The 13,990-nt window shown below is 73.8% G+C and carries 12 protein-coding genes; 4 read left to right on the forward strand and 8 right to left on the reverse strand.

All coding sequences use genetic code 11. From position 1 onward, the window contains the following. Positions 1-192 precede the first annotated feature (192 nt). Entirely contained in the window at positions 193-870 is a 678-nt protein-coding gene (locus DDW44_RS10345; protein ID WP_051093123.1) for a response regulator transcription factor, read from the reverse strand. Between the two features lie 455 nt (positions 871-1,325). Here DDW44_RS10345 and DDW44_RS10350 point away from each other — a divergent pair, with 455 nt between their 5' ends. Next, positions 1,326-2,828: a peptide MFS transporter gene (locus DDW44_RS10350; RefSeq protein WP_018889867.1), complete on the forward strand. Its 1,503-nt coding sequence runs from the start codon at positions 1,326-1,328 to the stop codon at positions 2,826-2,828. A 100-nt stretch (positions 2,829-2,928) separates the two neighbouring features. Here DDW44_RS10350 and DDW44_RS10355 read toward each other — a convergent pair whose 3' ends face one another. From DDW44_RS10355 to DDW44_RS10375, 5 genes are all read right to left on the reverse strand, one after another. After that, on the reverse strand, positions 2,929-4,203 hold the full coding sequence (locus tag DDW44_RS10355) for a hypothetical protein (RefSeq protein WP_108906235.1): 1,275 nt from the start codon (positions 4,201-4,203) through the stop codon (positions 2,929-2,931). Continuing rightward, positions 4,200-5,123: a COG1470 family protein gene (locus DDW44_RS10360; protein ID WP_108908794.1), complete on the reverse strand. Its 924-nt coding sequence runs from the start codon at positions 5,121-5,123 to the stop codon at positions 4,200-4,202. Before DDW44_RS10360 ends, DDW44_RS10355 begins: the two co-directional genes overlap by 4 nt. A 155-nt stretch (positions 5,124-5,278) precedes the next feature. Beyond that, positions 5,279-6,034: a peptidase gene (locus DDW44_RS10365; RefSeq protein WP_108906236.1), complete on the reverse strand. Its 756-nt coding sequence runs from the start codon at positions 6,032-6,034 to the stop codon at positions 5,279-5,281. 156 nt (positions 6,035-6,190) lie between these two features. Beyond that, entirely contained in the window at positions 6,191-6,697 is a 507-nt protein-coding gene (locus DDW44_RS10370; RefSeq protein WP_017945836.1) for an ATP-binding protein, read from the reverse strand. A 169-nt stretch (positions 6,698-6,866) separates the two neighbouring features. Beyond that, positions 6,867-7,235 carry an STAS domain-containing protein gene (locus DDW44_RS10375; RefSeq protein ID WP_108906237.1) on the reverse strand — a complete coding sequence of 123 codons (369 nt, stop codon included), beginning with the start codon at positions 7,233-7,235 and terminating at the stop codon, positions 6,867-6,869. Between the two features lie 226 nt (positions 7,236-7,461). Between DDW44_RS10375 and DDW44_RS10380 the strand changes: the two genes are divergently transcribed. The 3 genes from DDW44_RS10380 (at position 7,462) to DDW44_RS32675 (ending at position 12,263) form a co-directional block, all read left to right on the forward strand. Then, complete coding sequence (locus DDW44_RS10380; RefSeq protein WP_108906238.1) at positions 7,462-8,511, forward strand: RNA polymerase sigma factor SigF; 1,050 nt, start codon at positions 7,462-7,464, stop codon at positions 8,509-8,511. Positions 8,512-8,647: 136 nt separating this feature from the next. Then, complete coding sequence (locus tag DDW44_RS10385) at positions 8,648-9,838, forward strand: DegT/DnrJ/EryC1/StrS family aminotransferase (protein WP_279634828.1); 1,191 nt, start codon at positions 8,648-8,650, stop codon at positions 9,836-9,838. Then, the gene (locus DDW44_RS32675; RefSeq protein WP_108906240.1) at positions 9,831-12,263 is read left to right on the forward strand and encodes a lipopolysaccharide biosynthesis protein; all 2,433 of its coding nucleotides are present in this window, start codon (positions 9,831-9,833) and stop codon (positions 12,261-12,263) included. Before DDW44_RS10385 ends, DDW44_RS32675 begins: the two co-directional genes overlap by 8 nt. On the opposite strand, the gene DDW44_RS10395 is transcribed toward DDW44_RS32675, so the two are convergent. Next, a complete protein-coding gene (locus DDW44_RS10395; protein WP_244223997.1) occupies positions 12,238-13,395 on the reverse strand; it encodes a glycoside hydrolase family 26 protein in 1,158 nt (385 codons plus the stop codon). The genes DDW44_RS32675 and DDW44_RS10395 overlap by 26 nt on opposite strands. Beyond that, positions 13,392-13,988 (reverse strand): hypothetical protein, encoded by a 597-nt coding sequence (locus tag DDW44_RS32680; RefSeq protein WP_244223998.1) that lies wholly within the window; start codon positions 13,986-13,988, stop codon positions 13,392-13,394. Before DDW44_RS32680 ends, DDW44_RS10395 begins: the two co-directional genes overlap by 4 nt. Positions 13,989-13,990: the final 2 nt, after the last annotated feature.

Genomic DNA, 13,990 nt, shown 5'->3' on the forward strand with positions numbered 1-13,990 from the left:
CTGCTGTTCTCGTGACCCGGGCCGGCCGGTCGCGAGCGGCCCCGTGGTGAGCCGCCCGGTCGGGAACGGCCCGGTGGTGAGCCGCGAGCGGCCCGGGACCGGGTCCGCGCCCGGCACGGGCGCCCGGCACGGGGCCGGACCCGCGCCGTCCGAGGCGCGCCGTCCAGGGCCGGGCGGCCCGGGACCGCGCGCTCAGTTCTTCTCGAAGCGGAAGCCGACACCCCGGACCGTCGCGATGTACCTCGGGTTCGCCGCGTCGTCCCCCAGCTTCTTGCGCAGCCAGGAGATGTGCATGTCGAGGGTCTTCGTGGAGGACCACCACGTGGTGTCCCAGACCTCCCGCATCAGCTGGTCGCGGGTGACCACCCGGCCGGCGTCCCGCACCAGCACGCGCAGCAGGTCGAACTCCTTCGCCGTGAGCTGGAGCTCCTCGTCGCCCATCCAGGCCCGATGGGACTCGACGTCGATCCGCACCCCGTGGGTGGCGGGGACGGCGGCGGGCTCCGCGGCACCGCGGCGGAGCAACGCCCGTACCCGCGCAAGCAGTTCGGCGAGCCGGAAGGGCTTGGTCACGTAGTCGTCGGCGCCGGCGTCCAGGCCGACCACCGTGTCCACCTCGTCGGCGCGGGCGGTCAGCACCAGGATCGGCACGCTGTGGCCGTCGGCACGCAGCCGCCTCGCCACTTCGAGCCCGTCCATTCCGGGCAGCCCGAGATCCAGCACGACCAGATCGACAGCGCCCCGGAGCCCGGCGTCGAGCGCGCTCGGGCCGTCCTCGCGGACCTCGACCTCGTACCCCTCCCGGCGCAGGGCGCGCGCCAGCGGCTCGGAGATGGATGCGTCGTCCTCGGCGAGCAGTACACGGGTCATGAGGCGATGGTAGTCCGCGGCGGTGCGGCTCAGGGGGTCCCGGGCACGCCCTCCGGAAGTGGCGATGCGATCCTGGTCGGCGCCTCCGGGAACGGGCAGGCGTTCCACGAACACCTGTGACCCACCTCTCAAATGGTCTATACATATCGCTGTCATGCCTTATGGTGTCAAGGCGCCTACAGCACGAACGGGGACCTTTGGCTGCTTTCACGCCAAAGGTCTCTTTTGTGTGCGGAGTCGGGTGTGAGCCCGCCTCCGCGACCGTGAACGACCTGGGCCGGGCCCCATCCGCGGCAACGCGGACGGGGTGTGGATCCCGGTGAGGAGTGTCCCTCGTCCCCCCAGGGGGCGGGCCCCCGGGCGCGGGGCGGGACGGCTTCCCCGCCGGTGCCGGCCGAACCACCGGGCGCGGTGACCGCTCACGACGCGGCGCGTCCCGAGAAGCAAGGATCGACATGGCGTCCAGCCTGACGAAGGACTCGTCCCCCACCCCTGGCGAGAAGACCTTCTTCGGCCACCCCCGCGGTATGGCCACGCTCTTCATGACGGAGATGTGGGAGCGCTTCTCCTGGTACGGAATGCGCGGCATCCTCGTCCTCTACCTGGTCGCGGGGGTGCTCGACGGGCCGCTCCAGGGCAGGGAGGCGCTCGCCGCCTCCATCTACGGCGTCTACAACGCCGTCGTCTACATGGCCGCCATGCCCGGCGGCTGGATCGCCGACCGGCTGTGGGGCGCGCGCAAGGCCGTCCTCGTCGGCGGCATCGTCATCGCCCTCGGGCACTACACCCTGGCGATCCCCTCGGACACCGCCTTCTTCGCCGGTCTGGTGCTCATCGCCGCCGGTACGGGCCTGCTGAAGCCGAACATCTCGGCCATGGTCGGCGGGCTCTACGAGGGCCAGTCCAGCGCCCGCCGCGACGCCGGCTTCACGCTCTTCTACATGGCGATCAACATCGGCGCCATGGCCGCCCCACTGGCCGTCGGCTACCTCGGTGAGAACGTCAACTGGCACCTCGGCTTCTCCGTCGCCGGTATCGGCATGACGCTGGCGGTCGTCCAGTACGTCCTCGGCAGCCGCCACCTCGGCGACGTCGGCAAGGAGCCCGGCACCCCGGCGACGCCGGAGGAGAAGCGGACCGCGCTGCGCAGGGTCCTGCTGTGGGGCGGTCTGGCCGTCGCCGCACTCGCCGTGGACGTGCTGCTCGGCACGTACGACATCGAGCACATCGTCAACGTGCTGGCGGTCCTGGGCATCGTCGTGCCGGTCGTCTACTTCACCGCGATCTACCGCAACCCGGCGCTGACCGCCGCCGACCGGCCCAAGATCCAGGCGTTCGTCTGGTTCTTCGCCACGGCCGTGCTGTTCTGGCTGATCTACGACCAGTCGGGCTCGCTGCTGACGCTGTTCGCGGACAACAAGACCGACCGCGTGATCGGCGGCTGGGAGTTCCCGGCGTCCTGGTACCAGTCGGTGAACCCGGCCATGGTCATCGTCCTGGCCCCGCTGTTCGCGACCCTCTGGGTGAAGCTCGCCCAGCGCAACCGCGAGCCCAGCACCCCGATGAAGTTCGCCCTGGCGATGCTGCTCATCGGCGGCTCCTTCGCCATCATGGGCCTGGCGGGCGCCGCCGCCGCGAACAGCGAGACCGGCAAGGTCACCATCTTCTGGCTGCTCAGCGTCTACCTCGTCCAGACCCTCGGCGAGATGTGCCTGTCGCCGGTGGGCCTGTCGCTCTCCACGAAGCTGGCGCCCAAGCAGTTCGTCGGCCAGATCATGGGCCTGTGGTTCCTGGCCACCGCGACGGGCAACGCCCTCAACGGCTGGGTGACCAAGCTCAACGAGCCGCTCGGCGACGCCGCGTACTACTCGATGTGGGCGGCCGTCGCGATCGCCGCGGGCCTGACGTTCATGATGGCGGGCAAGAGGATCCGCGCCCTCATGGGCGACGTCCGCTGACGCCACGGGATTCCGCCGGAGCCCGGCCCACGCCGCACCGGCGGAATCCCCGGACGGGCCTGCCCGGCACGCACACCGCGTGCCGGGCAGGCCCGTCCTCTCACATCCGCCCCTGCGGCGTGGGCCGGTCCTCAGGCGGTGCGGAGTCCGGGGCGTACCGCGGCGAACTCGCGGTGGTGCCGGGACCGCCGTCCTGCGTCGTGGAGACCGCGGAACCGCCGTCGTCCCGCGTCGTGGAGACCGCGGAACCGCCGTCGTCCCGCGTCGTGGAGACCGCGGAACCGCCGTCGTCCCGCGTCGTGGAGACCGCCGGGTCCGCGCGTGGCGCGACGGGGTGCCCGGCGCGGTGCCGGCCGGGCTGCCGCGGCCGTACGCGGTCCACGACGGCCATCCCGATCCGGAACAGCGCCACCGGGACCACGACGGCCAGCAGCACCCAGAACAGCGTCACGCCCCAGGGCCTGCCCACACCCCAGGGCTGCTCGACGAGCACCTTCGAGCCGTACCCCACGGACACCCGGTAGTCGCCGTACGCCCCCGCGGGCAGCCGGACGGGCAGCCTGATCTGTGCCTTCGCGCCCGGCTGAACGGTTCCGTGCCACTGCCGCTCCTCCCATCGGGGGGCGAACACACCGTGCGCGGTGCCGACCCGGAAGACGGGGTTCTCGATCGGGGCGGTACCGAGATTGCCGACGGTGAAGACGAGCTCCCGACCCGGCGGAGCGCCGAACCAGACGAGCAGCCCGCTCGACCCGGTCAGTTCGGCGGTGGTGAGCACGGCGAGCCTGCCGCCGGAGGTCTGCCGCGGCAGCGGGGCGGTGGGGTGGCCGGCGACCGTGAACGGCTGATCCACGACGGCCCGTTCGCCGGTCACCGTGGCGACGTGCACCACGCACGGACACGGTTCCGGGGGCTCGGCCACCGGCATGCTCCTGCTGAAGGCGCCTCCGGCGTCGGTGGTGACGGCCCGGCCCTCGGCGTTGGCGCAGGAGTTGGTTCCGCCGATCACGCCCGTGCCGGGTGCGGACTGCCCGCAGATCAGCAGCATCAGCAGCGCCTCGGGCCGCCAGCCGGAGCCGCTGACGGTGATGTCGCCGCCCTTGCCCGCCTCGTCCGCGGAGAGACGGACGACGGGGCGCGGGTCCGCGACGGCGTACGGGGCGGGGCCGTTGGCGACTGCTGCGGCGGCGTACGGGGCGCGGCCGGTGGAGACCGCTGCGGCGGCGTGCGCGGTGGGTCCGGCCGCGAAGGCCACGGCGGCCATGACTGCCACGACAGCCGTGACTGCCGCTACGGGGAGCACGGCGGTCAGCCGGGCGGCTGCGCCGCGGCCCGCCGCCGCCCTGCGCGGCGCACCGGCGGATGCGCCGTTCACGACCGGTCTCCCGCCTGTGCCGGAGGGCGTCGGGGTCCGCCGGACCGTTCGGATCCGCCGGACCGTTCGGATCCGCCGGACGGCTCGGATCCGCGGCGGCGGCCGTGGCGGCCGGGCCCCCGTTCACGGCCGCGCCACAGTGCGAGGGCGCCCGCCGCCGCTCCGAGTGCCAGTGCCGTTCCCGTCGCCGCGGCCCACGGCACATACCTGGCGGAGGCCGTCGCCTCGGCCGGTACGGCGCCCGGGGCCGTGACACGGAGGGTGATGTCGACGGAGTCGAGGGCGGGCGGATCGGGCCACGGTTCGGACAGTTCGAGGCTCCGGCCAGGGCCCAGTTCGACCGGCAGGGTCCGGGCGGGGCGCCGCAGCAGTGCGCCGGTGAGCCCGTCGGCGCGTACGGCGAGGCGGGGTTCCAGCACGGTGTTGCCCCGGTTGACGAGGGTGTAGCGGATGGAGCGGCCCTCGACCCGGAGGTCCTCCACGGTGAGCGCGCCCAGCTCGGGGCCGGTGACGCGCACATGGACCCGTACGGCCGCCTCATGTCCCCCGGCCGACACCACGACCTTCGCGGGGCGGTCGCCCGGGGGTGCGGTGGCCGGGACCGTGACGGCGAAGGGGACATCGGCCCGGGTGCGGGCGGGGACGGTCACCCGGTCCTCCGCGAAGGCCAGCCAGGCCGTGCCGGTGGCCCGCAGCCGGACCGTCAGCGGTTCGGCTGCCGGGTTGGTCACGGAGATCCCGTCCTCCAGGACCGCGCCCGGCCTGCCTTCCAGGTAGACGTACGGTCTGCCGCCGGTCGCGGGCTCGGCCCTCCACTCCTGCCCGGCCGCCACGGACCCGGCGGCCGCCGCGGTCTCGGCGGTCTCGGCGGTCTCCGCGGCCTCCTCCGCGGCCTCGGCGCTCCGGTCCTGCCCAGGCAATGCGCGCACGGCGGGTACCGCAGGCGCGGCGGGCACCGCAGGCACGGCAGGCATGGCAGGCGCCGCGGGCACCGCAGGCGCGGCGGGCGCCGCGGGCCAGAGCACGGTCAGCAAGGCACCGGCCGCGGCCGCGAGTCGGGCACGGGCCGGCACGGTCAGCCCGCGGACCGCTGTCCGCGCCGGGTCAGCCACAGCACACCGGCGGCTCCGGTCAGGAGCACGGTGCCGCCGAGCGCGCCGAGCGCGGGTGCGGAGTCGAGTGGACCGGTCCTCGGCAGCTCCCCGGCTCCCGAGCCCGCCGCGGAACCGGAGCCCCCCGATCCGTCGGAACCGGAGCCGGACCCCCCGGAACCTCCGGATCCGCCGGACCCCGAGCCGGAACCCCCGGACTGCTGCCCGTCGCCCGAGGCCTGGACGTCCATCTCGAGCGAGGGCTTCGGGTTGTTCCCGGGGGTGCAGGTGGTCGTCGTCCCGAGTGCCTTGATGGTGAGCACCCCGGCGGTGAAGGTGACCTTGCCGCTCTTCCCGGGGGTGTACGTCCCGGTCAGATCGTTGATCTTGATGGGGGTGTCGGGCGGGATCGCCTCGGCGTTGGGCGGCCCCGAGACGGGGACGCTGCCCTCCTCCGCGCCGCCGAGCTCGATGACCGCGCTCGGGTTCATCGCTCCCTTGCCGAGCTCGACCGGGCTGGACGAGACGCCCTTGCCGAACGACATCGTGAGCCGGTAGCCGCTGCCGCTCCTGACGGCCTTGATGTCGATGGGCGACACCGCGGCCTTGGGCCCGATGGGCGTCTGGCACCGGTAGTCGACGTCCACGACGGCGGCACCGGCGGTCGGTGCGGCCGTCAGCACCACCGAGCACGCCAGCGCCACCGCCAGCGTGAGAGCTGTCCGCTTCTGGTACGACACCTCGAATCCCCTCATGCCGGAAGTCGCCGCAGTCAACTGACGACACATCAGATCGGGCGCTCAAGGTACGCCCCGGCACGTGCGGAGGGAAGACGAAGAGCACGGCGGATCGCCGTGCTCCACAACAGCTTGCGCGTCCCCGGCGCCCGGGCCCGGCTAGGAGGGCGCCGCGAGCTCCGCCCACACCGTCTTGCCCGTCATCCCCGGAGTCCTGACGACACCCCAGTCCAGGCACAGGCGCTGGACGATGAACATGCCGTGGCCGCCGGGCCGGCCGGCCCGGTGCGGGGTGCGGGGCGCGGGCTGGCCGGCGCCGAGATCGGTGACCTCCAGCCGGAGCACCTTGGCATCGCTGGAGACCCGCAGGCGGTCGGGGCCTTCCGCGTGCAGGCAGGCGTTGGTGACCAGTTCCGAGACGACGAGGAGGACGTCCTCGGCGGCGGCGCGCCGGTCGGCATTGGGGGCGGGCAGCCAGCCCCAGTCGTACAGGGCCTGCCGGGTGAAGTCGCGAGCGAGCGGGACGATGCCGCTGGCGTTCCCGAGAGCCAGGGTGCGCACCCGGCCGTCGGGCAGGACGGTACCGGGTCCGCCGCCGGCCCCGGCGGGGGCGCCGTCCGGCTCGGGGCCGAGGTCGCCCGGCGGATGCTGCCGGGTGGTGCTCATCAGCGCTTCACCTCACCGATTCACCAGTTCGCGTGTGGGTCGATTGTGGGTCGATACGGAGCGTGCGGGGGTTCGCACGCTTTTGCGAGGGTCCCTGGGGGAACCTTGCTGGGGTCTTCTGCCCGGCCGGATCCGGACAACACCCCCCGGTCCGGTCATGCGGCGGGAGTCACTCCGCCAGGGCCGCTTCCACCGTGTCGTGGACGGTGAAGACCGCCTCGGCACCGGTGATCTCGAAGACCCGTGCCACGACGGGAAGCATTCCGGCCAGATGGACCCCGCCTCCGGCGGCCTCGGCCCTGAGGCGGGCACCGAGCAGCACGTTCAGCCCCGTGGAGTCGCAGAACTCCAGGTGTGAGCAGTCGACCACCAAGCGTGCACGACCTTGATCGAGCGCATCTTCGAGTGGCGCACGCAACAATTCGGCGGTGTGGTGATCGAGCTCACCCGCCGGGGTCACCACCTCGCTCTGGCCTTCGGTCCTTACCTCGACCCGAAGGCGGCCTCGATTCGCACTGCCGACCGTCCCGCGGTCCATGCCCGTCCTCTTCGCCGACGACGTTGACGTCCGCAGCACATTACGCCTTTCGTACGCCGATCGGTAGCCGAACTCCCCCACAAATCGGACATACATGACTTTCAACACTTGCAACGGGCGGTGAAGAGCGGGTAGGGCTATATGGACACCACCAACACGGCCGGCTTTGGAGGCGCCGCACACCGCAGCACCGCGTATGGGCATCGGCAGCCATATGCCGAGAACGATGGAGGAGACCATGTCACCCCGGCTCGACGAAACGCGTACCCCGAACGCGCCGTCGACATGTCAGCACGATCACCTCGAATCCACGGAGTCCCCCGAGTTCCCCGACTCCCGCGAGCACACCGGGCACCACGCGCCCGAGGTACCCGGCGAGCACCACCCGTACGGGCGGCACGGGCAGCACGGGCACTACGGCCACGGCCAGTACGCGCAGTACGGGCAGTACGGCCAGTACGGCCAGTACGAGGATGTCGACCTCCCGGCGCTCCCGCCGTTCGACGAGGTCGGCCCCGTGGACGCGCGCGCTCTCTCGAAGACGCTCTTCGCCCGCCTGGAAGCCCTCGAGGAGGGCACGCACGAGTACGCCTACGTGCGCAACACCCTCGTCGAACTCAACCTCGCACTGGTCAAGTTCGCCGCCTCCCGGTTCCGCTCCCGCAGCGAGCCGATGGAGGACATCATCCAGGTGGGCACGATCGGCCTGATCAAGGCCATCGACCGCTTCGAGCTCAGCCGGGGCGTGGAATTCCCCACGTTCGCGATGCCGACGATCATCGGCGAGATCAAGCGCTTCTTCCGCGACACCTCCTGGTCCGTGCGCGTCCCGCGGCGGCTGCAGGAACTGCGGCTGGACCTCGCGAAGGCCGGCGACGAGCTCGCCCAGCAGCTCGACCGCGCGCCCACGATCGGCGAACTCGCCGAGCGCCTCGGCATCAGCAGGGACGAGGTCGTCGAGGGCATGGCCGCGAGCAACGCGTACACCGCGAGCTCGCTGGACGCGCAGCCCGACGAGGACGAGTCCGAGGGCACGCTGGCGGACCGCATCGGCTACGAGGACCACGGCCTCGAGGGGATCGAGTACATCGAGTCCCTGAAGCCGCTCATCGCCTCGCTGCCCCCGCGCGACCGCAGGATCCTCTCCCTCCGCTTCGTCGCGGGCATGACCCAGTCCGAGATCGGCGACGAGCTCGGGATCTCGCAGATGCACGTGTCGCGTCTGCTGACCCGCACGCTGACCAAGCTCAGAAAGGGCCTCACGGTCGAGGAGTGACCTCCCGCCCGCGGGCGCCCCGCCTGAAGGGTCCATTCCGTCAAGGGATGGGCCCTTCCGCCGTATTGACGGTGGGGTCCGGAATGGGCCACATTGAGCCGGGGGTTCAGGGGGTGGTGGGGCCGTGGGGGAGGCGCTGGAAGCGCGGATGCGCGACCGCATCGGCAGGGAGTGCCTCTACCTGCCGTCGTGCCGGCTCGGGCTGTACGTGGCACTGCGCCACTGGTGCAGACCCGGCGGACGGGTGCTGATGTCGCCCGTCAACGACGACGTCATCTTCTTCGTGGTGCTGGCGGCGGGCCTGCGCCCGGTGCAGGCACCCCTCGACCCGAGAAGCGGCTCGATCGACGAGTCCGCCGTCCCCGAGGCGACCTGGCGAACCCTGGACGCGGTCGTCACGACCAATCTGTACGGCAACCCCGACCCCGCACCCGGGCTGCGCGCCCGCTGCGACGCGCTGGGCATCCCGCTGCTGGAGGACGCGGCGCACGCGATCGGGTCGAGCGTCGGCGGACGACCCGTCGGCTCCTACGGGGAGGCGTCCGTCTTCAGCCTCTCCAAGCACACCGCCGCCAAGACCGGGGGCTTCCTCACGGTCGCCGACCCGGCCCTGCGGAACGCCCTCCGGGAGGCACGCGACCGCCTGCTCACCCCCTCCCGGCCGTCGGCCGAACTCGCCTACGCCCTGCGGCCGTACGCGGAGGCCTCGGTGCGCGGGCTGCGCCTGGTCCGGGCGGCGCGGGCCGTGATGCGGCTGCTCGGCATGGAGGAGCGCGGGGGGATACGGATGCCGCTGCGGCCCGGCGAACTGCGGAGGGCGGTCGCCGAGGCCCCCGCGCTCACACCGTTCCACTCCTGGGTGCGGGTCGACATGCACGACTACCGGATCAGCCCCGGGCGCGCCCGGCTCCACCGCACCGCGCGGCTGCTCGACCGCCTCGACGACCGCCTCGCGGCCCATCTCGAAGGCACCCGGCGGCTGCTGGCGAGCCCCTGGGCGGCGCCCGGCACCGGCCCCGTCCAGCCGCTCTTCCGCGTCCCGCTGCTGGTGGCCGACCGGGACGCGGCCGTCGCCGCACTGGCCCGGCACCGCATCACCACCGGCTATCTGTACGACCCGCCGCTCGACGACTACGCCTCCGGGCTGTTCACCGACCCGCCGCCCGACCCGGAACCGGCCCGCTGGTTCGCCCGCCACGCCCTGCCGGCCGACCCGCTGAGGGCGGACCGGATCACCGCCGTCCTGGACGCGGCGGGCGTCCGGCCGGCCCCGCCGCCACCGGGAGCGGGGCCGGCCGGAGGCCCCGAGGGCGGGGTCGGTGGCTGAGACGACCCGGGTGCGGGCGCCCGGTACCGCCACCGGCGGGACGGCTCCCTCCGGTGGGGCGCCCGGCGGGACGGCTCCCTCCGGCGAGGCGCCCGGCGGGTCCGCGGGCGGCGCCTCCATGTTCCGCAACGCCTATGCGCTGATGCTCTCCACCGGCGTCTCCGCCGCCCTGGGGCTGGGCTTCTGGCTGGTGGCCGCCCGGTACTTCACCGAGGAGGCCGTGGGGCAGGGGTCGGCCGCCATCGCGGCGATGCGGCTGCTCGCGTCGATCACCGCGACCACGATGATCGGCGCGGTGGTGCGGTACGTCCCCAGGGCCGGACGGGCGACCGGGCCGCTGGTGTGGCGGGCGTACGCGGTCAGTTCGGCCGTCGTGTGCGTGGCGTGCGCGGCCTTCCTCGTCACCCTCGACCTGTGGGGGCCGTCGTACGCCCCGCTGCGGGGCCCCGTCGCCGGAGCGGTCTTCACCGCCGCCTGCGTCGGCTGGGCGTTGCTCACCCTGCAGGACGGGGTGCTGACCGGGCTGCGCGAGGCCGTCTGGGTACCGGTGGGCAACGCGGTGTTCTCCGTTGGCAAGCTGCTGCTGCTCGTCGTGTTCGCGGGCGCCCTCCCCGTCCTCGGCGTGTTCGTGTCGTGGGCGGCGGCGATCGCCCTGTCCGTACTGCCGCTCGGCTGGCTGGTGTTCCGCCGCCTGATACCCCGCCACGCCGCCGCCGAGGGCGACCGCGAGCCGCCGCGGATGCGGGACGTCGGGCGGTTTCTCGCCGGGGACTCGGTCGGCGCCCTCTTCTCCCTGGCGATGATCAACCTGCTGCCGGTGATGGTCGCCGTCCGCTTCGACGCCGCCCACAACGGCTTCTTCTACATCGCCTACACCGTCGGCGGCACGATGGAGTTCATGGCCATCAACATGGCCTCCTCGCTCACCGCGCACGCCTCGCACAGCCCCGGCAGCCTCGCCGACGGGGTGCGCGGTGCGCTGCGCCGGATGGCGCTGCTGCTGGTGCCGGTCGTCGCCGTCCTCGTCGTCTTCGCGCCGGTGATCCTCGCGCCGTTCGGCGCCGACTACGCGGAGCACGGCACGACCGTGCTGAGGCTGCTGGCCGCTGCCGCGCTGCCCCGGGTCGTCGTGGAGCTGTACATCGGGGTCCTGCGCGTGCAGGGCCGCACGGGCGTCCTCGCCGCCCTCCAGGGCGCGATGTGCGCGATGGTGCTGGGCAGCGCCGCGGTCCTGATGGGCCCGGCCGGGATCTCGGGCGCGGGCCTGGCGATGCTGCTGTCCATGGCGCTGATGGCGCTGGTCTCCGCGCCGGGCCTCCGGGCGGCCCTAGCCGGGCGGGAGCCCCGGCCGGCGTGCGGGACACGGCTGTTCGCGCGGCGGCGGCGCGCCGCGGCCGACGGCTTCGGCACGACCTGGGCGCGACGGGCCGCGGCGGGGCGGGCGTCCGAGGGGCCGGCGTCCGAAGGGCGGGAGTCCGAGGGGCCATTGTCCGAGGGGCCGTTGTCCGCAGGGCGGGCCTCCGACGCGGCAGGGGAGGCCGGGGACCGGGCGCGGGAGGCCGTCCTTCTGCGGGAGCTGAGGGAGGCGGGGGAGACGAGGGAGGCGGGGGAGACGAGGGAGGCGGGGGAGGCGGGGGAGCTGACGGAGGCGGGGGACCCGGCGCCCGGCACACCGGTGCATCAGGCGGGGGCCCCGGCGCCCCGCACACCGGTGCATCAGGCGTGGACCCCGGCGCCCCGCACACCCGCGCACGGACCACGGGAGGGGCTCCCGGCCGCCGGGCGCGGCGGGGAGTACGGCGCCGTCGCCTGGCTGTGGCTGCTGCTGGGGATCGCGGCCGGCCTGTTCTGGTTCCCGCTGGCGCGGGCGGGGGACGTTCCGCCCGGGCCGCTGACGGGCCCCGAGTTGCTGCACGCGCTGCCGCCGCCGACGGTGGCTGCCGGGGTGCTGCTGGTGGTCGTGTACAGCGGTGCCGTGGCGCTGAGCCGGCTGCGGCCTGTCCTGCTCACGGCCGCTCTGCTCACCACCACCGCCGCGCTGCACACCGCGCCCGCGCTGCTGGGCGTGCGGCCTCCGCCCGTCTCCGGGCCGGGTCACGAGGCGCTGGCGGGCCTGCTGACCGGGCCGGTGGGGATCGCCGGCCCGGCGGAGCTGCGCGCGGTCCTGCCACCCCTGCTGCAGCTGCTGTGCCTGGGGCTGGCCGCCACCGCCCTGCGGGCCCTGGGTGCGCCCGGCCGGACCACCGCGGCGGCGGTGTGGGTCCTGGCGGTGGCGGGCTGGGCGGCCCAGGGCGCCTTCGCCGCCGCGGCGCTGCCGGTGTCGGCCGGTTTCCTGACGGCGGCGGTGGCGGCGCTCGTCCACCGCCGTACGGGCCGGCGCGACGGGCGGCGGAAGTCCCTCAGCGGCTCGGGACCGGCTGCCTGAACCAGCCGTCCCGGCCGGCGAGCCGGTAGCCCTCCAGCCCCGGCCCGTCGTCGACCGTCAGATCGCAGCCCTCGCCCGGTACCGCGCGGTTCCAGTGCACCATCGCCTTCACCCGGGGCATGGTCCGGGCGACCTCCGGGATGGCCGCGTACCACTCGCGCTGCCGGTCGGGGTCGGCCGGATCGGGGACGGTGGCGAACTCGGCGAGCATCAGGGGCTTCTCGTCGGAGATGTTCGCGAGCAGCCAGTCGTGACCGGGCCGCTGACTGCGCTCGAAGTCCTTCCAGTCCGTGGTCCGGTGGCAGGTGAAGTAGTTGTACTGGTCCATGGCGAGCCAGTCGACGTAGTCGTCACCGGGGTACAGCCGCTTCATCAGGTCGGCGCTGCCGAGGTAGCCGGAGACCGTCCACACCCACACCACGTTCCGCGCACCGAGCTTCTCGAAGCGGTCCCGCAGGTGCCGGTAGGCGGCCACGTACTCCTCGGGAGTCCCGGCGCCCTCCCCGATCCGGGCGTCGACCTCCTGGTCGAAGGAGAGGAAGACCCGTTTGCCGTACGCCTTGATGCGGCGGATCTGCGGGTCGATGATCTCCGTGTCGTACCGGCCCGACGCGATGTTCCTCCAGCCGAGCTGGGTCTCGGTCCAGTTGGCGTGGTGCGGTTCCTTCCACACCGTGGACTCCCAGGCGAGCATCAGCAGGCGGTCGCGGCCCAGTTCCTGTTCGTCGGGGGTGAGCAACTGCCCGTCGAGCTCGTTCCCCGACATGTCGTGGTACGTGTACACGAGGTCGAGCCGCCGTCCGATCTTCTTCTCGAACGCGTACACCGGTGCGGTGAGCGAGCCGTTCCCGTCGTAGGGGATGTAGGCGCCCCACCAGGCGCCGCAGCGAGGAGCGAGTACGGCGTCGGGGGCGCAGGGTCCGCCCGGGGGCTCGCCGGAGACGGCGTTCCCCGGAAGGTCCTCCGATGGGCTCCCCGGTGGGCTTCCCGGTGGGCTTCCCGGGCGGTTCCCGTCCACGGCGCCGTCGTCGGCGGTGGCCCAGATCCCGAGGCCGGCGAGGAGCGCGGCGACCGCGGCGAGGACCACCGCCGCGGCCAGGCGCCGCCGGGGTCCCGAACGAGGTCCGCTCATCGGCCACCACTCCCCGCCGGGCCTTCGGGCGCGGCCCCGGGGGCGGACACACCGTCGGCCCCGGGGGCGGACGCACCCTCGGGCCCAGGGGCGGACGCACCCTCGGGCCCAGGGACGGACACACCGTCGCCCGCGGTCGCGGGCCCGGCCGCAGGCCCGGTCGCAGGCCCGGTCGCAGGCCCGGCCGCGGGTGCCGTACCCGGAGCGAACTCATGCGCGGCCCGCCCGGCCGCCCCGCGCGTGGCCGCGGGGAGCGGAAGTCCCGGCAGTGCGGCGACGACCGTCGCGAAGGCCGCGAGGGGCAGCAGGAACGCGGTCACCGTGAATCCCCCGACCAGGAACAGCGAGGTGGCGGTGAGCACGCCGATCGACAGGCTGATCGGCGCCGCCAGCGCGAACGCCTCCAGACGGGCGGCGGACCGCAGACCGGCCGGCTGCGGGTGCAGCAGGGCGAGACCCGGGCCGAAGCCGACGAACAGGAGCACGGGTACCCATCGCAGCGGCGAGCCGCCCGGCAGCAGGGTGGCGGCGAGCGCCGCCCAGCCGGACAGCGCCACGGCCGCTCTGAGCGGGATCGGGGTCTCTTTCGGCATCG

It is taken from the genome of Streptomyces tirandamycinicus (assembly GCF_003097515.1).
Taxonomy (GTDB): domain Bacteria; phylum Actinomycetota; class Actinomycetes; order Streptomycetales; family Streptomycetaceae; genus Streptomyces; species Streptomyces tirandamycinicus.

Coding starts and splice junctions, on each gene's coding strand:
- DDW44_RS10395 (WP_244223997.1), bottom strand. CDS start 13,395: ATGAGCGGACCTCGTTCGGGACCCCGGCGGCGCCTGGCCGCGGCGGTG.
- DDW44_RS10375 (WP_108906237.1), bottom strand. CDS start 7,235: ATGGACCGCGGGACGGTCGGCAGTGCGAATCGAGGCCGCCTTCGGGTC.
- DDW44_RS10380 (WP_108906238.1), top strand. CDS start 7,462: ATGGAGGAGACCATGTCACCCCGGCTCGACGAAACGCGTACCCCGAAC.
- DDW44_RS10350 (WP_018889867.1), top strand. CDS start 1,326: ATGGCGTCCAGCCTGACGAAGGACTCGTCCCCCACCCCTGGCGAGAAG.
- DDW44_RS10345 (WP_051093123.1), bottom strand. CDS start 870: ATGACCCGTGTACTGCTCGCCGAGGACGACGCATCCATCTCCGAGCCG.
- DDW44_RS32680 (WP_244223998.1), bottom strand. CDS start 13,988: ATGCCGAAAGAGACCCCGATCCCGCTCAGAGCGGCCGTGGCGCTGTCC.
- DDW44_RS10370 (WP_017945836.1), bottom strand. CDS start 6,697: ATGAGCACCACCCGGCAGCATCCGCCGGGCGACCTCGGCCCCGAGCCG.